This window comes from Paenibacillus alginolyticus DSM 5050 = NBRC 15375 (assembly GCF_000422905.1).
In the GTDB taxonomy this organism is placed as follows: domain Bacteria; phylum Bacillota; class Bacilli; order Paenibacillales; family NBRC-103111; genus Paenibacillus_E; species Paenibacillus_E alginolyticus.
This window is the reverse complement of sequence record NZ_AUGY01000010.1, coordinates 14,304-37,191: the sequence shown is the minus strand read 5'-3', so window position 1 is coordinate 37,191 and position 22,888 is coordinate 14,304. Positions and strand designations below refer to the sequence as shown.

General features: G+C 45.0%; 22 protein-coding genes. 8 read left to right on the top strand and 14 right to left on the bottom strand.

The genetic code is table 11. The annotated features are described in order from the left end of the window. Positions 1-8: 8 nt before the first annotated feature. Both G519_RS0104695 and G519_RS0104690 read right to left on the bottom strand, forming a co-directional pair. Positions 9-1,106, bottom strand: a complete 1,098-nt coding sequence (locus tag G519_RS0104695; RefSeq protein WP_029193703.1) for a mandelate racemase/muconate lactonizing enzyme family protein — start codon at positions 1,104-1,106, stop codon at positions 9-11. A 35-nt stretch (positions 1,107-1,141) separates the two neighbouring features. Next, the gene (locus G519_RS0104690; RefSeq protein WP_244280010.1) at positions 1,142-1,909 is read right to left on the bottom strand and encodes an SDR family NAD(P)-dependent oxidoreductase; all 768 of its coding nucleotides are present in this window, start codon (positions 1,907-1,909) and stop codon (positions 1,142-1,144) included. Positions 1,910-2,138: 229 nt separating this feature from the next. Between G519_RS0104690 and G519_RS0104685 the strand changes: the two genes are divergently transcribed. Further along, positions 2,139-3,020 (top strand): AraC family transcriptional regulator, encoded by an 882-nt coding sequence (locus G519_RS0104685; RefSeq protein WP_029193701.1) that lies wholly within the window; start codon positions 2,139-2,141, stop codon positions 3,018-3,020. Positions 3,021-3,044: 24 nt separating this feature from the next. Further along, on the top strand, positions 3,045-3,818 hold the full coding sequence (locus tag G519_RS0104680; protein ID WP_244280009.1) for a helix-turn-helix domain-containing protein: 774 nt from the start codon (positions 3,045-3,047) through the stop codon (positions 3,816-3,818). An 89-nt stretch (positions 3,819-3,907) separates the two neighbouring features. On the opposite strand, the gene G519_RS0104675 is transcribed toward G519_RS0104680, so the two are convergent. The 3 genes from G519_RS0104675 to G519_RS0104665 are packed head-to-tail and all read right to left on the bottom strand — an operon-like array spanning position 3,908 to position 6,703. After that, positions 3,908-4,993, bottom strand: coding sequence for an ABC transporter substrate-binding protein (locus G519_RS0104675; protein WP_029193699.1), 1,086 nt, complete (start codon positions 4,991-4,993; stop codon positions 3,908-3,910). Between the two features lie 32 nt (positions 4,994-5,025). Next, positions 5,026-5,880, bottom strand: coding sequence for an ABC transporter permease (locus G519_RS0104670; RefSeq protein ID WP_029193698.1), 855 nt, complete (start codon positions 5,878-5,880; stop codon positions 5,026-5,028). Continuing rightward, positions 5,855-6,703 (bottom strand): ABC transporter ATP-binding protein, encoded by an 849-nt coding sequence (locus G519_RS0104665; protein ID WP_084160022.1) that lies wholly within the window; start codon positions 6,701-6,703, stop codon positions 5,855-5,857. Before G519_RS0104665 ends, G519_RS0104670 begins: the two co-directional genes overlap by 26 nt. A gap of 158 nt (positions 6,704-6,861) precedes the next feature. Between G519_RS0104665 and G519_RS0104660 the strand changes: the two genes are divergently transcribed. Both G519_RS0104660 and G519_RS0104655 read left to right on the top strand, forming a co-directional pair. Next, positions 6,862-8,472 (top strand): ATP-binding protein, encoded by a 1,611-nt coding sequence (locus G519_RS0104660; RefSeq protein ID WP_051253064.1) that lies wholly within the window; start codon positions 6,862-6,864, stop codon positions 8,470-8,472. Then, the gene (locus G519_RS0104655; RefSeq protein WP_029193695.1) at positions 8,465-9,148 is read left to right on the top strand and encodes a response regulator; all 684 of its coding nucleotides are present in this window, start codon (positions 8,465-8,467) and stop codon (positions 9,146-9,148) included. Before G519_RS0104660 ends, G519_RS0104655 begins: the two co-directional genes overlap by 8 nt. Before the next feature lie 28 nt (positions 9,149-9,176). Here G519_RS0104655 and G519_RS0104650 read toward each other — a convergent pair whose 3' ends face one another. The 3 genes from G519_RS0104650 to G519_RS0104640 form a co-directional block, all read right to left on the bottom strand. Beyond that, a complete protein-coding gene (locus G519_RS0104650; RefSeq protein ID WP_029193694.1) occupies positions 9,177-10,034 on the bottom strand; it encodes a D-Ala-D-Ala carboxypeptidase VanY in 858 nt (285 codons plus the stop codon). 270 nt (positions 10,035-10,304) lie between these two features. After that, positions 10,305-11,171 carry an NAD-dependent epimerase/dehydratase family protein gene (locus G519_RS0104645; protein WP_029193693.1) on the bottom strand — a complete coding sequence of 289 codons (867 nt, stop codon included), beginning with the start codon at positions 11,169-11,171 and terminating at the stop codon, positions 10,305-10,307. A gap of 57 nt (positions 11,172-11,228) precedes the next feature. Next, positions 11,229-11,990 (bottom strand): SDR family NAD(P)-dependent oxidoreductase, encoded by a 762-nt coding sequence (locus tag G519_RS0104640; protein WP_029193692.1) that lies wholly within the window; start codon positions 11,988-11,990, stop codon positions 11,229-11,231. Positions 11,991-12,454: 464 nt separating this feature from the next. Between G519_RS0104640 and G519_RS0104635 the strand changes: the two genes are divergently transcribed. The 4 genes from G519_RS0104635 to G519_RS0104620 are packed head-to-tail and all read left to right on the top strand — an operon-like array spanning position 12,455 to position 14,297. Beyond that, entirely contained in the window at positions 12,455-12,727 is a 273-nt protein-coding gene (locus tag G519_RS0104635) for an ArsR/SmtB family transcription factor (protein ID WP_051253081.1), read from the top strand. A 13-nt stretch (positions 12,728-12,740) separates the two neighbouring features. Continuing rightward, complete coding sequence (locus tag G519_RS0104630; protein ID WP_036632049.1) at positions 12,741-13,382, top strand: aquaporin; 642 nt, start codon at positions 12,741-12,743, stop codon at positions 13,380-13,382. 14 nt (positions 13,383-13,396) lie between these two features. Continuing rightward, positions 13,397-13,819 (top strand): arsenate reductase (thioredoxin), encoded by a 423-nt coding sequence (arsC, locus tag G519_RS0104625; protein ID WP_029193689.1) that lies wholly within the window; start codon positions 13,397-13,399, stop codon positions 13,817-13,819. Position 13,820: 1 nt separating this feature from the next. Next, on the top strand, positions 13,821-14,297 hold the full coding sequence (locus G519_RS0104620) for an ArsI/CadI family heavy metal resistance metalloenzyme (protein WP_029193688.1): 477 nt from the start codon (positions 13,821-13,823) through the stop codon (positions 14,295-14,297). Between the two features lie 232 nt (positions 14,298-14,529). On the opposite strand, the gene G519_RS41705 is transcribed toward G519_RS0104620, so the two are convergent. The 6 genes from G519_RS41705 to G519_RS47230 all read right to left on the bottom strand — a co-directional run bounded on the left by G519_RS41705 (position 14,530) and on the right by G519_RS47230 (position 22,866). Then, complete coding sequence (locus tag G519_RS41705; protein WP_036632047.1) at positions 14,530-16,527, bottom strand: YjhG/YagF family D-xylonate dehydratase; 1,998 nt, start codon at positions 16,525-16,527, stop codon at positions 14,530-14,532. Between the two features lie 25 nt (positions 16,528-16,552). Beyond that, a complete protein-coding gene (locus G519_RS0104610; protein WP_029193687.1) occupies positions 16,553-17,338 on the bottom strand; it encodes an SDR family NAD(P)-dependent oxidoreductase in 786 nt (261 codons plus the stop codon). A gap of 26 nt (positions 17,339-17,364) precedes the next feature. Beyond that, positions 17,365-18,336 carry a sugar phosphate isomerase/epimerase family protein gene (locus G519_RS0104605; RefSeq protein WP_029193686.1) on the bottom strand — a complete coding sequence of 324 codons (972 nt, stop codon included), beginning with the start codon at positions 18,334-18,336 and terminating at the stop codon, positions 17,365-17,367. Between the two features lie 24 nt (positions 18,337-18,360). Beyond that, positions 18,361-19,122: an SDR family NAD(P)-dependent oxidoreductase gene (locus tag G519_RS0104600; protein ID WP_036632045.1), complete on the bottom strand. Its 762-nt coding sequence runs from the start codon at positions 19,120-19,122 to the stop codon at positions 18,361-18,363. Between the two features lie 306 nt (positions 19,123-19,428). Further along, a complete protein-coding gene (locus G519_RS0104595; protein WP_029193684.1) occupies positions 19,429-21,066 on the bottom strand; it encodes a response regulator in 1,638 nt (545 codons plus the stop codon). A 6-nt stretch (positions 21,067-21,072) separates the two neighbouring features. Further along, on the bottom strand, positions 21,073-22,866 hold the full coding sequence (locus G519_RS47230; RefSeq protein ID WP_051253063.1) for a sensor histidine kinase: 1,794 nt from the start codon (positions 22,864-22,866) through the stop codon (positions 21,073-21,075). Positions 22,867-22,888: the final 22 nt, after the last annotated feature.

The window sequence follows — 22,888 nt, the reverse complement described above, 5'->3', positions numbered from 1 at the left end:
GGGAAATCTTATCTAATGCGGTATTCAGCAATATATGTAGGCAGAATCGTCGTCGAAGCACCTGGCATTTGAGGTAATACATAATGCCCATCCTTCACCGTTGCCGGCTCTTCAAAAATATGACGGATCCATGGAATGTACTCAAGCATGATTGCATTTTGTGTAGATGCGACAAGGTGTTGGTGAATCTGTCCCATATCACCTACGTGCGGACAAATCGGAACATCGTAGGAAGCGGCTAAACCTGCCACTTGCAGCCATTCCGTAATACCGCCAACACGGGTTACGTCAACTTGGCAATATTCGACGGCGCCTTGATGAATATAGTCTCTGAAGGCGTACTTGTTATACACATGCTCGCCTAAAGCAATCGGAACGTTTAATTCGTCCGCGAGCTTCTTGTGACCCATAATGTCATCCGGATTCAGCGGCTCCTCCAACCAGAACAAATCGAATTCTTCAAGCTTTTTGCCCCAAGTCATAGCGGTATTAATATTCCATTGTTGATTGACGTCAATCATGAAGATCACATCGTCTCCGATCGCCTTCCTTACCGCCTTGCAACGATCATAATCCTCACGCGGGTCCGGTTTGCCGACTTTGATTTTAACACCTGTAAAGCCTGATTCAACTATCTCCGTTACATCCTTCAGCAAACGGTCTTTTGTCCAGTTGAGCCAGCCACCATTCGTATTATAAGCCTTAATCGGTTGCGATTTAGCTCCTCCAAGGTACTGCCACAGCGGTTTATTCGAGGCTTTTGCCATAATGTCCCAAATCGCAATATCTACAGCTGCAAGCGCCATATGCGTTACGCCGGATCTGCCAATCCAATGCATTTTGCCAAAACGCATATCATTCCACAGCTCTCTTACCATAAACGGATCTTTGCCAACTAGCAGCGGCGCATAATATTTATCGATGGTATCGACGATCATATCGTCACCATGCGCACATGTTCCTGTGTAACCGTATCCAACAAAGCCCTCGTCAGTAAAGATGCGAACTCCAGCTAATCCCCAGTGTGTAGCAATATTGATAGCATCTGTAATTGGTGGTGTAATCGGCACGTGCAGAACAAAACTTTCCACTTTGGTAATTTTCATTTGATCCATCTCCCTATTTTTATAAGTAAAATCTATTAGTAGCCAAGTGAAGCCCCGCCATCGACGGGAAGAGCAACACCTGTAACGAAACCGGATTGAGCGCTTGCAAGAAACAACGCAGCCTGTGCAATTTCTTCCGACGTTGCCGGCCGGCCAATTGGATGCATATCATTCAAAATCTGAACCGTAGCAGCCGGATCATCCTGTTCTTGAATCCAATGCTGCAGAAGTGGTGTAGAGACGCCGGCTGGACATATACAATTCACTCTGATGCCATCAGACGCATAATCCAATGCTAGTGCCTTCGTCATGGCGACGATTCCGCCTTTCGTTGCAGCATAGACCGGATTCATCTTTTGTCCAATCAGATCGTTGAGAGAGGCCATGTTGACGATCGTACCGCGCGACTTCTTCAAATAGGGGAGAGAATGCTTGACCGTTAGGTACACACTTTTCAAATTAATATTGAGGAGACGATCCCACTCCGCTTCCTCCACTTCCTCTATGAACTTTGGCAAAATAACGGCTGCATTATTGACGAGTATATCCAGCTGTCCAAATCGTTGTACGGTTTCTTGGATAAGCGATTGGACATCCGCAGCTCTAGAAACGTCCGATTTCACCGATACTACGTGTTGCCCAGAAGACATCAATTCATCCGCCAAACGAACAGCCTCTTGCTCATTCCAATCTGCAATCACCACTTTTGCGCCATTAGCGGCAAACAAACGTACAATTGCTTCGCCAATTCCCGAGCTACCTCCGGTCACAATGGCCGACTTCCCAGCTAAATTCATCATCATTGCCTCCACTTTTTATAGAAAAAAACTTCTGATTCGAATGCGCGTATTGATCAAATGTTGAGCAAAACTTGTTCTGCTATTTACATATCATTTATCATACACGATTTATCATATTATATAAATAGCATATTTTTTTTACTTATGATTCGCATGGAATTGTTGTTTTCTTGTTATGTTTAAAAAGGCCGTGTTACACTATGCTTAACAGTTCTTCAGGAGGAATAACGATATGAAATTCTTTGAAGATGTAGAATTACATGAAATTCCGTATCGCTTCAGCTATCGCAGGATAACGAGTGAGAATTATAAAGGATTCTACCATTGCCATCAGGGTATGGAGTTTTTATATGTGTACCAAGGCACTGGACAGATTGTTGTTAATAGCAAAGTCTACCCGATTCAATCTGGAACCTTCCTTTACTTGCAGCCTTATCAACTGCATCACATTCAAGTTGAAGTGCATCCTGATGCCCCTTTTGAACGAACGATAATCTCCTTGGAGCCATCTATATTTGAACACCATTTCGCTTCATTCCCTCATTTGAATGTTTATTTTCAGCATTTATGGAAAAATGAACTCGAGGAGCAGGTACTTTACCAAATTGATGACAATAGCTTTATCAGCCAGTTATTTCAGCATCACAATGCTGGGTTTTCCAAGTACCAGCTCGATGCCAAACAGCAAAATTTCGCTTTACTCCTGCTGCAGACTTTTCAATTTCTCTATGCCAAAGGATTCGGAAATCCGATGGATCATGGATTAAATCCGCAAAGACAGCTTCGTTATTCAGAGAAAATCATGAATTGGATAGAAGTCCATTATTCAGAAGAAATCTCACTCGATACACTAGCCGATCATTTGCATATATCCAAATACTATGTTTCCCGTATCTTCAAACAAGAAACCGGCGCTACACTGATGGATTATATTCTCGCGCGACGAATCAGACAAGCCTGTCTGTTATTAACAACTAGCAACAAAGGGATTGAGCAGATCAGCATTGAGGTCGGGATGAACAATTTCCCTTATTTCTGCCAGACTTTCAAAAAGCTTGTAGGCATGACACCGATGAAATATAGAAAAAAAACTACAACAGTAAACGCACGCTAAGTTTAACGCGAGGAGACAATGATCTTGGACTTCGATGAATATTCCTTATTTGCTGGGCACTTTCTGGAAAATGATACCTATATAACGAAGCGTCCTCGGGGCAAAACCGATTGGCTGCTTACTTTCACCCTAGATGGAGAAGGTTATTTTAACATGCAAGGCGATGTCCGAAAATGTCATGCCGGTGACTTCAACTTGCTGCGTCCTGGAACTCCGCAGCACTATGGGACAAGCAAGGGTACTACCTGGCAATTTGTCTGGGTTCATTTCCCCGATAGCTTCATCGAAACGAATCTGCTTCCCAATCAACAACTTTTGCACTTATCTATTGAAAGCGACTCCCTGCGCGATCGCATTTATCGAGCCTTCACTCGCATCCTGGAGGATTCACGCGAACGAGGTGAGTACTGGTTTGAGCTCTGCAGTTCCTCCGTCCGAGAACTTTTATTGATCATTGCTCAGAAATCCAGCAGAAAAATCGATGCTCGCATCGAGGAGGTGCAATATTTACTCTCCAAGCAAATGCGCCAGCCTATTCGGATTGACGAGCTAGCGGTTGCAGTTGGCCTCTCCCCATCACGTCTGTCCCATCTTTTTAAGGAAAGCACAGGCCTTTCCATTATCGATACCTTGAATCAAATGAGGATTCAACAGGCCGTTCTCCTCCTGCAGCATACGGATCGCAGCGCTTCTGAGGTCTGCTATGACGTAGGCTTCCAAAACTACAACCATTTCACGAATCAATTCCGTAAATGGTACGGCGTTAACCCAAGCGTGTTCAAGAAAGAGAATCGGTAAATCGCGCGCGATAATTTCATTCTCTTCTTCCTATCATACTGAATAAGCCCCCCGCACTTAAGCAGGGGGCTTATGGCTTATGGGTTGCTTTATTTTGCCTGCAGAGCTTTATCAACAAATTGAGTCGTGTACGTTTGATCTAATTTGATACCTGCATCTTTTAATTTAGGATTAATCGCACTCAATACTTCCAGTACTTTTTGTGGAGCGTCGGCAGGCATTTTGCCGTCCGCTGAGAACATGGGCAAAGTGCTTTTCAGCGCTGTCAGATACATATCTTTATCACCTGCATAATATTCCTTCGGCAGCTTATCTGTAATCTCCTCAGGCGTATGAGTGTTGATCCATTTCAACGTCTTAACAAAGGCATTCGCCAAATGCTGCACAACTTCCGGATGGTCTTTAACATAAGAGCTCATCATATATAGGGACGTTGATGGATAGTTTCCACCCAAAGCTTGCTTCGTTCCTTCCACTGTGTTCATATCGACAAGGACGGACGCAATATTTTTGGAAACCAATAAGGATACGGTAGGTTCAGTTGTGACAGCCAAATCAATTTTCCCTTGCTGCATCGCTGCAATCAACGTTTGCCCAGCTCCAACTGGTATCGGTGTGTAATCCTTACTTGTATTGCCGCCCTTCGTGACCAAATAGTTGGCTAGGAAATTGGTCGAAGAGCCAAGACCGGTTACTCCGATCGTGTGGCCTTTCAAGTCAGGCAATCCCTTGATCTGATCTTTTAATTTATTGGATACCATAAGCCTTTCTCCCGGGATCGCGGCCATTTGCACGACAGATTCAAGCGCCTTGCCTTTGGACTGCATATCGATCGTATGGTCGTAGAATCCGCCTACGCCCTGGATTTCACCTGCGATCAATGATTCTTCTGCAGATTGCCCCGCTGCTTCATTAATCAATTCCACAGTTAGACCTTCATCCTTGAAATATCCGAGATTCTCTGTCAATTTATAGGGCAAATAGATAACTTTCTCTAAACCACCTACCATTATGGTTACTTTAGGCAATGGTGCCTTAGAAGCCTGAGCTGTCTCTGCCGGTTTGACATCCTTGCTCGGTGCAGCAGCTTGTTGTGATGAACCGCAGCCTGTGGTGAGCATAGCTAGCAAAGCAATACTGAACATACCTACTATTATTTTTTGTTTTTTTCCCATGTTTCTTACCCCTTTTCGAAATAGTTTTATTATTACTGGCGAACGTAACGCCATGCAATAAACCTTTTTTCCAATTTGCTAACAGCCCAGTTTGCGCCTAATGCCGTAATCGAAAGGAGAACCATTCCCGCAAATACGCCTGCAGTGTCAAAAGCTCCCTGTGCCTGAGAGATCAAAAAGCCTAATCCCTTGGTAGCTCCGATAAACTCACCGACGACAGCACCTACAAGCGCAAAGCCGAAACTCGAATGTAAGCTGGAAAGAATCCAAGTTAATGCCGATGGAATGATTACATGCCTGGCAAGCTGTCGCTTATTAGCGCCCAGCAGTCGCGCATTATTCACCAGATTTTTATCAACTTCTCGAACCCCTTGGAAAGCATTGAAGAATACGACGAAAAAGGTGAGTGTAACTCCTAATGCGACTTTCGAGGGCATGCCTAGACCAAGCCATAAAATAAAAATGGGTGCTAAAACAACGCGCGGAAGCGCATTCAACATTTGGATATAAGGACCGAGAACAGCAGAAAGCAGTTCATTCCTTCCCAACACATATCCGCCTAGAACGCCCAAACTTACACCGATAATGAAAGAAAGAATCGTCTCCTCAAATGTCACGATGAAATGAATATACAAGGGACCTTGACTTGTGCCTTCCGTAAACCATTCGACGATATGCATGAAAACGGCTGAAGGACTAGAGAAAAAGAATTTATCAATGATTTGCTGATCGGCAAGAAATTCCCATAAACCGAAAATAACGATAGCTACAAGAATTTGTAAGGCGAGGTTGCGTGTTCTGATCTTTAATGCTTTTTTGCGAAGTTCACGTTTCCTCGAGCTAATTTCTTCCTTGGTATTTTTACTTATTACTGATTGTGTGTGCATAGCTGATCATCACCTCATCTCTTAAATCATTCCAAATTTGTTCATGCAATCTCATGAAAGCTGGATCAAAACGAACTTCGGCAACGTTCCGAGGTCGCGGTAGATCAATCTTATAGTCACCTTTCACAGTAGCAGCTGGTCCAGCACTAAGCACTACAACTCGGTCGCTAAGGGCAATTGCTTCTTCCAAGTCATGCGTGATGAAAAAGACCGATGCGGACGTTTCCTCCCATATTTTGAGAAGCTCGTTCTCCATGAGATGCCGCGTATGAACATCAAGCGCAGAGAAGGATTCGTCCATTAGCAGTATCTGAGGTTGAACGATCAAGGTTTGGGCCAAAGCAACCCGCTTCCTCATCCCACCTGAAAGCTGATGGGGGTAATGCCCTTCAAATCCTTTAAGCCCTACAATTTCAATCCATCTTTTTGCTTCTTCATAGGCATCCTGTTTATTCGTTCCCCTTAGTCGTAAACCTAGAGACACATTGTCGATGACCGTTTTCCAAGGAAAGGCGTTTTCTGTTTGAAATACACAGGCTGCAATTTTATTAATACCTTCCAGTGTTTCATTTTGAATCTTTATACGACCTTTGGTCGGTGATTCAAAGCCGGCTATGAGACTTAATGTTGTTGATTTTCCGCATCCAGTGGGTCCGACAATCGAAACAAATTCTCCTTTTCTTACGGTTAGATTGATATCTTGAAGGACCGTGTGGACTTCACCGGACGGTTTCAGAAATTCTTTTGTAACCCCTTGCAATTCAATCATTGGCATTTCGTTCACTTTCGCTTCATATCGAACAGCTTCAATTTCCTTGTTCATTCTGGATGCCCTCCTGACTTGCATATTATTTGATAACGTTTACAATACTGAGTATATCGAACAGAAATGAAAGCGTATACATTTCTCCGAAAAGTTCAATAACTACAATAAAAACAGTTTTCACAATAAAACCAACGGCTAGAATTGAGGTAAGAACGATGAAAAAGAAAGCAAAAATGACGATCAGATCCAAGATCAACATACTTGTATTAATGAATATTTTGTTTGTTCTTTTATTAGTTTTATCCGCGCTTTCTTATATAACAATAAACAGGAAGTTTCAGGAAACAGGAAATCAGGCCCTATTTCTAGCGCGAACCATTGCAGGATTGCCCGAGGTCATCCAAGCATTTCATGAGTCAAATCCGTCGTCCATTATTCAGCCCTTTGCTGAGGATATGCGAAATAAAACTAAGGCTGAATTTATCGTTATCGCCAACAAGGATTTAATCCGATATAGCCATCCAAATCCCGGGAAAATAGGAGCCCCCTTGGACGGAGAAGACGCTGCGATCGACCAAAAAGTGCTGCACGGCGAAGAAATTCAATCGACATCAGGAGGTAGTCTTGGTCTTACCATTCGTGCAAAAACGCCGATATTTGATGAAAATCATCATCAGATTGGACTCGTATCCGTAGGTTTTCTGGTACAGAATACGTGGAAAGAAATCTATAGCATATTATTGAAAATCGCCATCACCGGCGTTGTCGCTCTGCTATTTGGCCTCATCGGCGCCTACTTGCTTTCCGGGCATATCAAAAAGCAAATTTTTAATATGGAACCTCATGAAATCGCTTTTATAACGCAAGAACAAGCTGCTATTTTGAATTCAATTCGAGAAGGAATCATCGCCATTAATAGCGAAGGCCAAATTACAACATGCAACCTTGAAGCCAAGAAAATATTAGATATGGAAAAGACAAACTTGAATGGCCGAGATATAAGTTCAGTTCTGCCCTCATCTCGTCTATCGGAAATACTTGAAGGCGGAACTGTGCATAGAGATGAGCCTATGCTGATCGGCAATACACTCGTCATCACGAATCGAGTTCCTGTACTTGCCAAAGGAAAAATTATTGGCGCTGTGGCTACTTTTCGTGATAAGCTGCATCTCGATCAGATTGATCAACGTCTAGCTGATATTGGGCAATACGTTGATTCTTTGCGAAGCCAAAGGCACGAGTTTATGAACCAACTCCATCTGATTTCAGGCTTGATCAAAATGAAAGAATATGACATGGTCAATGACATCATTGAGAAAATTAATGTAGAGCAGCAAAATTTATTAAACTTTTTCTTATCCAGGATTCAAGATCCTGCTGTTATCGGAGTGCTGATCGGCAAGATGCACCGCGCTAAGGAATTAGGTATTCAGCTGAGAGTTGACTCCAATTCAGTGCTTCCGGACCCTTGTCCCTATCGAGATATTGTCATTACACTTCTCGGAAATGCGATAGAAAACTCATTAGAAGCTATAGCTGTAAACCATACAAACACGACTTCAAATGAAATTATTGTGTACTTCGCAGATGACATAGAGCATCTAACCATTACTGTACAAGATACGGGACCTGGAATTGATCCTAAGCTAGGGGAGGATATCTTTAAGGATGGCATTTCAACCAAAGGAAGCGGACGAGGATTCGGCCTTGCCTTACTTACTCGTTTAGTCTCTAAAGCCGGAGGCGAATTATCAGTCGTTAGCAGCCCTTCCGGTACAATATTGAAAACCACATTACCTAAACTAGGGGGAGCATCTAATGAATAAATCCAATCGTGTTCTCGTCGTTGATGACGATTTTATGATCGCCAACATGCACGGTAAATTCATTTCATCACAACATGGGTATGAGTTAGTGGGTACTGCATATAACTATGAACAAGCTCTTTCCTTGATTCAAGAATTGAATCCGGATTTACTTCTTCTTGACGTGTATTTACCCGATCATTCAGGAATTGATCTGGTGCGAACGATCCGCAGCCGCAACCTGCCTTGCGACATCATTCTCATTACAGCTGCCAAGGAACGTGAAATCGTCGAAGAAGGCTTTCGTTTAGGCGTATTCGACTATTTGTTTAAACCGTTTGATCTGGATCACCTCCAGAATGCGTTGATCAAATATGCACAGTTTAAAACGCGACTCTCTTCTTCTGATCAATGGAACCAAGAGTCGCTGAATAATCTGAAAAAACTTCGGGCTCCTGATCCAACTGTGAATCCTTTTCACAAAGGAATTGACATGCGGACCCTGGAACGTATTCGTCAATATTTACTAGGATGCAAAGAGTTGCAAAACGTAGATCAAATAGCTCAACAGACTGGCGTTAGCCGTTCCACCGTTCGCAATTATATGACCTACCTGGTCGAAGAATATATCGTTGAGGAGCATCTCCAATATGGTACGATTGGCCGTCCTCAAAGACTGTACAGATTAAAAGGATGAGATGGATTTTAGAATGAGCGAGCCCTGATCACGAAATCACAGTCACAATGACACCATCTATGTTGTTGCCTGATAACTGATAGCGACCATTCGCGGGCACAGGGACAGTTGTGTTTTTGGAGACAGGATAGTAAGAGATTTCGTAGGTTTGATGATCTACAGTAGTCGAAATGGTCTTCTTTTCTTTTAAGTAATCCAAATATTCTTCAAGGACAAAATTCTTTTCCTGCATGATTGCGCTGTGCGGTAGACCAACATAGCGAAAATGCCAAGGCTCAGACTGGATACCTGTGATTGCAGTTTTGTTACCTGGATAACGCAAAATAAACCCGAAACGCCATGCGTTTTTTTTCAGCCACTTTCCTTCAGGTGCTTGACTCATTTCCGCTTGTGTAGATCCAATATCAAGCGATAAACCTAAATTATGCTCGCTGTAGCCTGCTGGCAACGCATATTTAGCACCCATTTGTTGATAGAGCTTATTTTGTTCTTTATTATCCCTATAACCGCTGCTGATCAAAAATCGGCTAACCCCATCATTTTCTGCGGCTCTAATCATTTTCGAAAATTTTTGCACCAAGTCCGGCGACAACTGAATCGTTTTATCCAGCACAATGAATCCATTCAGCAATTCCTTATGCTCCAACAGATTAACCGCATCGGTCTCTTCGCCACCCGGGGGGACTGGATGTTCCTTATTTACCAACAACAAATCGCCTTTATAAATCTGATCTTTTGCTACTTTAAGCTCTTTCATTTGAGAAGTCACCTTTTGAGCTTGATTGGCTTCTTCCAGTGGTTTCTCGTTAACGACTTTCAATTTATGCTGAGTAACTCCATAGCCAAGCATTATGATGATAACGATCACTAAAACCCACTTCTTCATCCTTAGTTTCCTCCTAACCATTCATTCACTTTAGGATAAGGAAGACTCTTAAAAAAGAAATAGGGTTAAAAATAAAATTTTTCTTAAACTTGTACGTCCAATCAAGGATAAACGACTCCGTCGTCCTTTAGGGACGAGCGCGTTTGTCAAGGTAGATGCGAAGCAAAAGTATAAAACTTATACTTTCTTATCTACTTAAAAGAAATAGGCTGCGCACACAGTCTAGTTTCGACTTTGGCGGCAGCCTATTCCTTTTTGCACCGGAGAATTTTATTGTTCCATGAAGTAATGCTGCTGTTTCCAGCCTAGAACTTCTTTAATCTTCTCATTTGATAGAAAGCTAGCTCGTCCAGGCAAATGTTGGACGTATTCAGCAAGCTCAGGCATAAATCTATGGATCAGCTCTTCACTAGAAAGATCGGATGAAGTGTCGTCTGCTGCCAAAATAAGTGATTGTGCGCCAAGCCCATCTTTCTCCACAGCCAATCTACAGGCTACTGCCATATCCCTGACATCAATATAGCTCCAAAGAATGCGAAGACGCTCTTCCGGATTAGCGAAGGTCAGTCTAACTCGCGGATAATCCTTCGGTTCCAAAATATTTCCCAGACGGAAGGAAATTACTTGCATACCCGTCCTCCGATGGAACGCTTCCCCTGTCATTTCATTAACCATCTTGGATAATCCGTAGCTGTCTTCCGACAACTGAGGATGGCTTTCATCAACAGGAAGGAAATTCGGCGCGAAAAATTGGTTTGCAAACACGATACCATAGGATGATTCGCTAGATGCGAGCACTACTTTACGGATTCCTAGATTTGCTGCAGCCTCCAAGATGTTATACGTATTCATGACATTATTCCGAAATGTGACGTCATTCGGATAAATAAACGCTTCCGGTATCGCAGCGAAATGAATCACCGCTTCCACGGGTTGTCTATCCCTGACACTGTATTGCGATAAGGCATTGTGAACCTGACCCAAATCATTCAAATCGACAATCTGTGTCTTGCACAAGGGTTGTTCCGGCAGCTTCCAATCCAAATTCAATACCTCATACCCTTGCTCAACCAACTCTTTCACAATCCACTTACCGGCTTTTCCACTTCCGCCTGTCACGATTATTCTCTTTTTCATCGCTATCTCGCTCCCATTCATCTCTATGTTATTCCACAGCACGAAATATCCTTAGTTTCATATCGTAGGCATCACGTTGCCGCCATTTACGGGAATAAATGCTCCTGTAATAAAACTCGCCAAATCAGATGCCAGAAATGCTACCACATTGGCGATTTCCTGATCGGTGCCGCGACGTTTCATCGGTACATTGCTCTCATACGACTCTTGGCGTTCCGTAAGATTTTCCCGATCCTTATCGCTGATCGTCCAACCTGGCGCCACTTGGTTAACAGTCACCTGATGTTCGCCGACTTCTTTTGCCAGTACCCGATACACCCCGTCCATCCCTCGTTTGCCGCTTACGTAGGCGGATTGAGAAGGGAAGTTTTGCATGGAGCATTCCGTATTAATACCGATAATCCTGCCCTTTTTGCGTTTCACCATGTCCGGTATGAATGCCTTTGCGAGCAGCACACTTTGTAAAACGCACGATTCAAACTGGCTGATGTAGTCTTCTATTGGCTGATCGAGTACCGATGTCCAATTGTACTGAACAACGGCATTTGCAACGACTATATCTACAGCCCCCGTAAGTCCCAGCGCGCGTTCCTTCATCGCGGCAACCTCTTCCGCTTTGGTCACATCAGCTTGAACAATAACAGCACGGCGCCCTATACCCTCGATCTCAGCCTGTAACTCGGCCGCCTTCGACTCATTCTGAATGTAGTGAATGACAATATCCGCTCCACATAGGGCTAGCGTTCGAGCCATGACACGGCCAAGCTGTCCCGAAGCACCAGTAATAAGCGCTGTTTGGCCTCTCAAATCAATGTTCATATAAACTCTCCCTCTCATCGTCATGAAGTGCTGGAGCCAATAATTGAAATTTCAGCTGCGAATGGGTATTTGCCTTTGATCATCTAACATTTTCAATTATAGATAAACATTTCTGACATGAGAAGGAGTGAAAACATTTAAACTAAGTTACTTTAAGTTAACTATAGGTTGAAATAGGGAGATACAGTAGACCCTCACAGGTGGATGAACAATTATGGTTTTTCTATGCATTTACAATTTCTTAACTTATAAATATAAGTGAATAATTATATAATCATTGATAGATAGTAATGGAGTTGAGAAAATATTGAACAAACAAGTTCATATTTACTTCTTAGTATTCAACATCGCTGCCGCAGTCAAATAGCGGAAGCATAGGTTTTAATTGTGCTTTTGTAGAGGAGTGTGAAATTTTGGTTGAAATTGATAGGCTATCAGATGTGTGTAAGCTGCTGGGTGATAAAATGAGGCTTACGATTCTATCTCTTCTTAAGGAACGTGATCTTTGCGTTAATGAGATCGTAGAGATCCTGCAAACCAGCCAACCTAATGTGAGCCAGCATATGCGAAAACTTAAAGACGGTGGCTTGGTCAAAGAAGCTAAAAAAGGTCAATGGGTGTTTTATTCCTTGAGTATTGATGACAAGCCATATCTACTTGAGTTATTTCAACACTTGCCTTCCCAAAAAGAACATGTAGACGCAATTTCGTGTGAACAATTAGATTGTTGCGATTAGGAGCCATTTTTTCATGTTAAAGAAGAAACTTATTGCTGAATTTATCGGTACTTATTTTTTAGTTTTTGCAGGTCCAGGAGCGATGGTTATTGACGATATCACCAAAAGCATCTCCCAAGTTGGTGTCGCAATTACCTTTGGGCTTGTTGTTATGGCTCTGATTTATACGTTTGGACATATTTCAGGCGCCCATTTTAATCCTGCTGTCACGATTGGCTTTTTGGTTAGAGGAGATATCTCTTTGCGAGACAGTATCTATTATATTGTCACACAATTTGCAGGGGCACTTTTTGCGAGTTTTACTACGTTGCTTCTTTTTGGCAATGTCGCCAATTTGGGGGCAACTCTTCCCAGCTTTTCAGAAGGGCAATCCTTCACTTTGGAATTCATTTTAACCTTTGTTTTGATGATGGTTATTTTGGGTTCTGCTGTACATGGCAAAGCGGTTAAAGAGTTTGCTGGTGTTGCTATCGGAGGTACCGTTGGTCTAATGGCTATGTTTGCTGGTCCGATTTGCGGAGCTTCCATGAACCCAGCACGTTCCCTAGGACCCGCTATCGTATCAGGCGCAACACAACATTTATGGTTATACCTAGTTGCAACAGTTCTTGGAGCTGTCTTTGCTTCACTAGTTTATAAAACAATTCAGGAATAAGGAGATGTTCGAATATGGACAAAAAAATAGTATATTTTCTATGCACAGGTAACTCTTGCCGAAGCCAAATCGCAGACGGATTTTTAAAGGCACTAGGTAATGACAAATATGAAGTTAAAAGTGCAGGACTAGAAGCACACGGTTTGAATCCACGTGCTGTTACAACAATGAAAGAAGCAGGAATTGATATCTCGAACCATACATCTGACGTGATTGACTCTGAGATTTTAGGCCGCGCTGATTACATTATTACGTTGTGCGGTCATGCTGACGAACACTGCCCAGTTGTACGTAACGATAAGGCTGAAAGATGGCATTGGGGCTTTGATGACCCTGCAAAAGCAACTGGAACAGAAGAAGAAATTACAGCTAAATTCCGTGAAGTTCGTGATTCCATTAAGAGCCGAATTGAACAATTCTTGAAGGAAGGCAAGTAATATGATCAAAAGAATGCACGTTGCGGTTAACTGTACAGACCTTCAAAAGTCGCTCGATTTTTACTGTGCTTTCTTTGGTGCGGAACCTTCTAAAGTAAAAGACAACTACGCTAAATTCGAGTTAGACGATCCATCCCTTCACTTCTCTTTAAATGTACGCCCTTTTGAGAAAAAAGGCGTCCTCAATCATTTGGGATTTCAAGTTGATAACACCGAAGAGGTTCTGGCTATGGGTGAGCGTTTAAGACAAAGTGGGCTTCTTCTCATCGATGAAATGAATACGACTTGTTGTTATGCGGTTCAAGATAAAGTATGGGTTTATGACCCCGATGGAAACGCATGGGAAATATTCTACACAAAAGAAGACTCGGAATTTGAATCTGCAGGAGATTTGCAGGATATGTCTTTATGTTGTGCTCCACCGTCCGTGCCATCCGCACCTGTAACGATTGAATTCACCTCTTTTAAGAAAAAATAAGGAGTTGGAGATCATGCAGAGGGACCACAGGACCAACTATTCCAACAAGCCATTAATCACGTTGTAGAGGCTTATAGAGGCGGTAAAAAGGTTGGGTTCCATTGCGGTGGTGGAAAAGGTCGCACTGGCGCAGTTGCAGAAATTATTTAACAAATGATTTAAAATGATTCGGCCCCATGGCAAATATTTTTGCCATGAGGCCTATTTTATTAAAGAGAAAATCCTAAACGCATCAGCTGTCCCGATGTTCCCGCTTGAGTATATCCAAATACGTATGTCCAGCGTTCAGCACTTCAATAATGCGATCGACATCATAGACACTTCCTCGCCATGTCCCCCCGCTTGCAGCCTGCAGCGCCGCCCACAGCCGAGTATCATCCGGCAGCTTGGGATCCGGCATGAGCTCAGGATGGGAAGGTCGCGAGCCGAGTATAGCAGCTCCCTCTTCAGGACTAAATTGATCTTCGCCTTGCCCGATAAAATTAACGGTTCCTTCCAAGCGTGAAAGATCGATGGTAACTTCAAGCAAATCCCCGTTGCGCAGCTTCCCGAACGGTCCGCCAGCGAGTGCTTCAGGGCCAATATGGCCGATACACGCCCCCGTCGATACGCCGGAAAAACGGGCATCCGTGAGCAAAGTCACATATTTACCGAAGGGAAGATGCTTTAATGCGGAGGTAAGCTGGTACGTCTCTTCCATACCCGTACCGGATGGGCCTCTGCCCATTAGCACCATAATGTCGCCTTCAACGATGTGGCCGTCTTTAATCGCTTTTACGGCTGATTTCTCCGTCGTAAATACTTTTGCACGTCCGGTATGACGGTAAACGCCGTCTTCCCCAACAACTTCAGGGTCAATAGCGGTCGATTTAATGACGGAGCCTTCTGGCGCAATATTTCCTATTGGAAATGTCACTGTGGACGTGAGTCCACGGCTCTTGGCTTTGGCAGGACTCATAATAATATCATCGGCATCTATGCCGTCCGTGTCCTTCAAATGCTGGCGAATCTGGTGACGGCGCTCCGAAGATTCCCACCAATCCAAGAGGACACCGAGGTTTTCGCCTGCCACCGTTTTCACGGATTCATCAAGCAGCCCCAGCTTCCGCAAATGGAGCATCACCTCCGGCACTCCCCCGGCCATAAATACGCGAACCGTCGGATGATATTCCGGACCGTTCGGCAGTACGCTTACGAGGCGAGGCACGCTTTTGTTAATCCGGTTCCAGTCGGCCACGTCCGGGACGCGGCATTTCGCCGCATGCGCAACGGCCGGGATGTGAAGCAGCAAGTTGGTTGAGCCGCCGAACGCAGCGTGAACGACCATCGCATTTTGAATCGCGGCATCGGTCAAAATATGGCTCATGTGGATGCCTTTCGCTTGCATCCAATAGATGGCTCTCGCCGATTGTCTGGCGATATTGCGCCACAGCGCCTGTCCGGACGGAGCGAGCGCGGAATGCGGCAATGACATGCCCAGCGCCTCCGCAACGACCTGCGCGGTCGCCGCCGTTCCAAGGAACTGGCAGCCGCCGCCAGGGGTTGCACAAGTGCGGCAGCCCATATCCGCCGCTTCCTGCAGCGAAATTTGCCCTTGCGAATAGCGGGCGCCAATCGTTTGGATCTTAGCCGCATCTTCACCGTTCGTCGGAGGCAATGTCACGCCGCCGGGGACGATAATGCCCGGTAAATCATGAATGCCGGCGAGTGCGATCATCGTTGCAGGAAGTCCCTTGTCGCAAGTCGCGATGCCGATCACGCCGCTGCGCGTCGGCAAGGATCGCACGAGCCTACGATACACGATAGCCGCATCGTTGCGATACGGCAGCGAATCGAACATCCCCGTCGTGCCTTGCGAACGGCCGTCACAAGGATCGCTTACATAGCCAGCGAACGGAACTCCGCCCAGCTCACTGATCTCGAGCGCCGCCTCTTTCGTGAGGAGACCGACTTCCCAGTGGCCGGTATGATACCCGAGGGCAATTGGCGTACCGTCCTCTGCACGCAAACCGCCTTGTGTGCTGAGAATGAGCACTTGTTTCCCGTTTAAACGATCCGGCTTCCACCCCATGCCCACGTTCTGGCTCAAGCCGAACAAATCGCCGCTCGGCCAGTTAAGCAGCATATCGCTCGTCAGAGGGAGCGAGCCCTGAGGACCCGCCGCATGGGTTTGCAATCGGTAGCTTTCGTGATCTTCCTGCCCCATAATATATGTCAAAGCATCGCTCATCGCTTACTTCCCCTCGCTCGTCCTGTTATTTCCAGCAAACAATCGTCTCGCCCGTTAACGCATCGGATTGCGGTCCGCACAAGAACATGACGATACCCGACATATCCTCAGGCTGCGCTACTTTCTGCAAGCGTGAACGGTCATCTTGCTCTGTTACTGTACGCGTCGCCAGGAAACGAGCCGTGTAGGTCGGCGCAGGGGAAATACAGTTGACGTTCACATCAAAAGGCCTCAACTGCTCAGCTAAACTACGCGTATATTGCGAGATGCCCATTTTGGCCGCGGCATAAATGATCCCCTCGCGAACGGGAAGATGCCCGGCAATCGAGCCAACGTTCACGATTTTACCGGCACGGCGCTCACGCATATGGAGGCCGGCATATTTACATGCGTACATCGTGGATAGCAAATTGCGATCTACGACGCTACGGATGTCCTCCACCGAAATATCCAAAGCATCGTTTGGATCCGGACGCGGTGTATGTAAACCGATGTCCCCGCCGGCGTTGTTCACCAAAATATCAATCGAACCGAGCGTTGCAATCGATTGCTCGATGAGCGCTTTGACTTGCTCCGCATCGGACAACTCCGCTGCAAGGAAATATGCCTTAACGCCATACTTTGAAGCGATTTCTTGCGCTACTGCACTGCCGGATGGGGCTTCATTAAAGCGGGCCGCCGCTTCTTCATTCACATCATGAATAATGAGATTAGCGCCCGCACGTGCCAAATCAACGGCATACTGCTTCCCAAGACCTCTGCTGGAACCGGTTACAAGAGCATTTTTACCTGTCAGATCGAACATCGTCATCCTGATCACCTCATGGGATTCATTAGTTAAGCATATCGCTTGATTAGGTTCGATAAGTAAGCCATGCCGATATTCAACTCTTCCAACTCGTAAGCTGCGATGACATCAGCCGACGCGCCTTTCTCGAATGGGGTTTGCCAATCCCCTTTGTTTCTCGCATGATCCTCGACAAATCGCAGCAAACGAGTGAGCTGACGTGCCGAACGTTCCGGGTATTCTGTCCAAAAATCTTCCTGAAGCACACGGACATGCCTCGCTTCCAACGCACCGTGTTCGACCGACATCGTAATCTGCGGATTGACTTCGTTAAAGATTCGCAGCAATTCGGGAAAGTTAATCACACCTTGTCCAAGCGGCTTCCGTACTAACCGGTAGCCTTCTTCGGACGAATAAATGGCGTATTCTTTGAGATGGACATTTTTCACATAAGGGGCTACCCGCTGAAAGAATTCGACAGGCACTTCGGCCGTGGCCAGCGGATTTCCGGTATCGAGCGTGATTCCAAATTTCTCAGAGCCGATGCTTTCGCATAACCAGAGCAATTCTTCAGATGCCAAGTCCTGGTGGTTCTCTACTGCTAAATTAGCGCCATCAGGGTTAGCGGATTCCATCACTTCTTGGCAGGAACGAAGGATAGATTGCAAGAAAGGCTGCCATGAGCCAGCCATATGCCTGCGGTCCCCGCCGAACTTCGCCCCGCCTACAACCGTCCTCACGGTGAGGGCGCCTACCCGGTCCGCCAACTGCAGCGCTTCTTTTAGTTGAACAGGATCAAACCCTCCGGCGGCAACGTTAATGAACAGCCCCTTGTCTCGCGCATAGTCAGCCGCTTCGTCGGCATCGCTGCTTTTTAGAATATCGAACGGGATTTCACTGCCTTCGAGTCCATAAGACTCGGCCATCTGCAGAAGTTCCTTCGCCGTAATCCGTTTCCGGTTAGCTGCTGGGTGAATACCCATCGCATAGACAGTTCCGTAAGCCGTAAGTCCGAATCTCATATGCATATGCCTCCTATATATCCCTTATTCAGATGTCCAACCGCCATCAATCACGATCGCCGACCCCGTCATGAAGCTGGACAGATCGGAGGCGAGATACACCATAAGCCCTGTAAGCTCCTCAGGCTTCCCCCAACGCTTGATCGGCAGATGATCCAGGAAAAATTGATTCGCTACCGGATTGTTGATGACAGCTTGGTTAATGTCAGTAGCGAAAGGCCCTGGGCAAACGGCGTTAGCGGTGATGTTATGCTCAGCCCACTCCAGCGCCATGACCTTCGTCAGTTGGATCAATCCGCCTTTACTTGAGCAATAAGCGGACCGCTCAGGAAGTGCCACCGTACCTAGCATGGAGGCGATATTAATAATTCTCCCGAATTTTTGTTTGATCATTTGCGGAACGACCGCTTTGGCGCACAAAAAAGGCGCTTTCAAATTCGTCGTCTGAACAAGATCCCAGCTTTGTTCGTCATAGTCAAGAATCGGTTTGCGCACATTGACTCCGGCATTATTAATCAAGATATCCAAGCGCCCATATGTATCCACAACTTTTTCAACCACAGCCTGAATCTGACTAAAATCCGTCACATCGGCAGTGAGCCCTAATGTATCTTTGCCTGTTTCTCTGCGGATTTCCTCCGCTGCCGCGTGCGCTTTGCGCTCCTCCCGGCTTGTTACCACTACACTTGCTCCCGCATTCGCTAACGCACGTGAAAACTCCAGCCCAAGTCCCTGGCAACCGCCAGTAATGAGTGCAACCTTCCCATCCAGCTTGAAATCACTCATAGGTATGTACATCCCCTCACACACGTATTTCTTATCGTTTTAATTATATTCACGTGTTGAAGGAGACTGAATGGAATATTTTTGGGCACATCCGTAAATATTTTGTGAATCCCTATTTGCGGTAGAATGATGTTGCAGAAAATACAACATTGGTAAGCACTATAGCCCATCTATCCTCGTGTACAACATCATTCGATAGAGAGTGTGGATTCAATTAAAGTAAAAGGACCCGAGAGAGGTCACTTTTTTCAAAGTGTCCATCTTTCGGGTCACAGTTCTCTTCTGGAAGTTTAAGGGCCTCTTCAGTTATGTCTGGATCACTTTGCTTGGAACGATATGGAATTTCTTTTTGAAGCACTTGCTAAAATAGTACGGATCCGAATAGCCGACACTTTGCGAGACGTCAACAATTTTAAGAGAAACTAACCCTTCAGGCGGCACTTCTCTCAGCATCTCCATCGCTCGGTCCAGCCTCAAATCGGATAAATATTCCGTAAACGATTTTCCCGTTTCTTTCTTGAATATATGGCTTAGATAGCTTGGATTGGCACAGATATTGCGAGCTGTTTCCTGTAAGGTCAGGGACTCCTCGGCAAAGTGCTTTTCAATATATTCAATTGCTTTACTAACGATTTCGGAACCTCTGAACCGTGCCGAATAGTTATCCAGTTCTGGAAAGACAATTTGATTAAAAAAGAGCTGAAGCCACATCTGCAACCCCGAAATGGTTTCAAGGCTATGCATTTGCCTAAACAACGGATGACGGTCCGTCATCCATCCATTCGGCAGCGTCCCCCCACGTTCCAGAATGACAGCGCTGCCGAGTGAGACACACTCCATCATTACGAATAATGCAATTTCTTTGCTCGCCTGAATGCTGGCGAGTCTCGAACAGAGCTCGTTGATTTTCGCGGCAAGCGCTTCCCGATTCTTACTGCGAATTGCCGTTATCCATTCCGTTCGATCTATAGGCAGTGAAAAGACAGCATCTTGCGGACCTTCTTGATCATGTGTGTAAGAGATAACCCGGTTACCGCCTTTTGCAAATTTAACCTTTAAAACATACTCCGCTTCCGAATACGAGAGGTGTACTTGGCTTAAACTTTCATACGTTTGCCCTAAAGCGATCGTAACGCCAAGATGCATTCTTTGGTCGAAAAAGCTGCGGGCTTGCTCGCAAAGTTCAATTAGCGTATTGTCTTGATCATCGTTATGCCCAACTAGCATTGTAATCTTATTGTCCTCGCCATCGATCACCGCACAATAAGCCCCCGAAGATTCGAATGTATCCTGTAAAATGTTTTTGACCGCAAACCGCCAAAGCTGTCGCTCTTGTTCTTTACTATAACGGACGCCTAGTTCGTCGATTTCGACAACAGAGGCGACATAACCGTGCGCGTTCAGCGGAATGTCATAATACTCGGCTTGCCGATACAGTGTTTCCGGACTGTCTGATGGCTCATAAAGGAGAAGCTGACGCACAAAACGGTCTCTTAACAAAGGTTTCGTTCGTTCTACTTGTTCCTTTAGATCCTTAACATCAAGAGAAGATTGCATTTCTTGTAATAGCTCTTCACGAATTTCCGTTAAAGCCTGGCTAAGCTCATCTTCATCGACGGGCTTTAGCAGATAGTAAGACGCCCCCAACGTTATGGCAGCCTGAGCAAATTCAAATATATCGTAGCTTGTTATAAATATAACTTTCGTATCCATATATGAAGATCTTAATGCTTCTACAAAATCTAATCCCGTCATTCCCGGCATATTAATATCCGCGACGATCAAATCATACTGCTCTTGTCGCGCAAGTTCTAAGGCTTGAGAGCCATTCTCTGCTTCTTGCTCGATGGTGTAGCCAAGAGCTTCCCAGTCAATCAAATTGATCAGAAGTTTACGGAAATAATATTCATCATCAACGAGTAGTACACGTAATTTACGGTTCATAGACAGCTACATCCTCTCCTCAAGCTCAGTTTTTTCGAAGACAAGAGGGATCCGCAGCTGCACTTCTACGCCTTCTCCAGGTTTCGAGAAAATCGTGATACCGAATGGCTCTCCGTAGCGAAGTCTAATGCGTTCCTGTATGTTGCTGATGCCAAAGCTGGATAAATCATGATGATCCGGTTCATGCTGCCAAATTCGTTCGAGCTTCTCTTTGCTCATTCCGTTACCGTTATCCTTCACCGTGAAACAGAGGACCTCCACGCCATTCGTCTCTTCAACCCCACCAGTGATCTCACAGAGTGCACCTTCCTGCTTGTCTCTAAGTCCGTGGTAGACCGCATTCTCTACAAGCGGCTGCAGCAGCATATTCGGGATCCAACATCCCTCGATCCGGCTATCGAATTCAATCCGATATTGCATACGGTGATACCGGATGGTTTGGATATAGAGATAACTTTCGAGATGCTTCCTCTCCTGAGACACCGGAATGAGCTCTTGACCGCGATTCAGCGACATCCGATAAAAATCACCGAGCGATTTGACGACCTTGCCGATATCATGGGCTTGTTTCATCAAAGCCATAGAACGAATCATTTCTAACGTGTTATATAGAAAATGGGGTTTAATTTGCGAATAAGAAAGTCGAAGCTCCAACTTTCGCTTTTGCTTCTCCTCATAGTTAATGGTATGCATCAGGTCTTGAATTCGGCTTACCATTTCATTGAATTTATAAGCTAAACGACCGACTTCATCGTTAGAAGCGACGATCGTCCGCGTATGTAGTTTACCATCTCCAACGGCCGTCATAGCTCTGCTTAGCTGCATAATCGGATTGGTAATCCACTTGGAAAAAATAATGGAAAGAATGAGCGCCAAAAGTAACCCTGTCAGACCAAAGCCTAAAATAAATAAAGTAATTTTCCACTGGTCTTTCATTAATTCCTTGGTAGGTACCGCATAGACGGCTCTCCACCCGTTCTTATCCATCACTTTAGATGAAACGAGTATGTTCATCTTTCCATTGTTGAAAATTGTAGATCCATTCCCATCAACAATCATCCGGCCAAACAAGTCCTGAGTCGATCGATAAACGATTTCAGGATCATTAGCCGAAAGGATCCTACCTTCGGCATTGACGATCATGATATTGCTTCGTAGGTCGTCGCTGCTATAAAGGTTGGATAATTTTCTCTCATCAATATTGATATAGATGTAACCCATTAGCAGCCCATTGTTGATATTAATAATTCGCCTTCCTATGGATAGTAAATTCTTATGCTGATCGTTGACAAGAAACGAGCTCTCAAATGTTTCTATCCATACGGCCGTACCTTTTGCAGTTATCAGTTGTTCTTTTGGATAGACATTTACCGATGAGTGGGTTACATTCGACATATTGTCCGAGTAGTAAATTTTGCTTCCATCCGTCGATTGAATGACAATCGAGTCAATATAAGGGTTGGATTCGACCAGCGCATTCAAACTGGCATACATCGATTGGATGTCATCCAACTTCTGCAGCTCGCTGTTCTCCTCAATCGTATCCATCAATACGTACTGGTACGTTTTATTGATTATCGAGAGCTTCGAGAAATTTTCAATATCATTAAACAAGGTGTTGATGGTATTGGTAATGTGTCCAATCTTTTGTTCAGAGCTGCGAAGAGCCCGTTCTTCTGCTTGATGCAGAGTCATTTGATACAGTGTTATAGTCAAAAATACGATACTGGGCAAAATAATGATCACATTGATGATCTGAATTTTTTTGCGAATCGGCATGTCTTGAAACACTTGGAACACCTTAATACCTATCCCCTCCAGC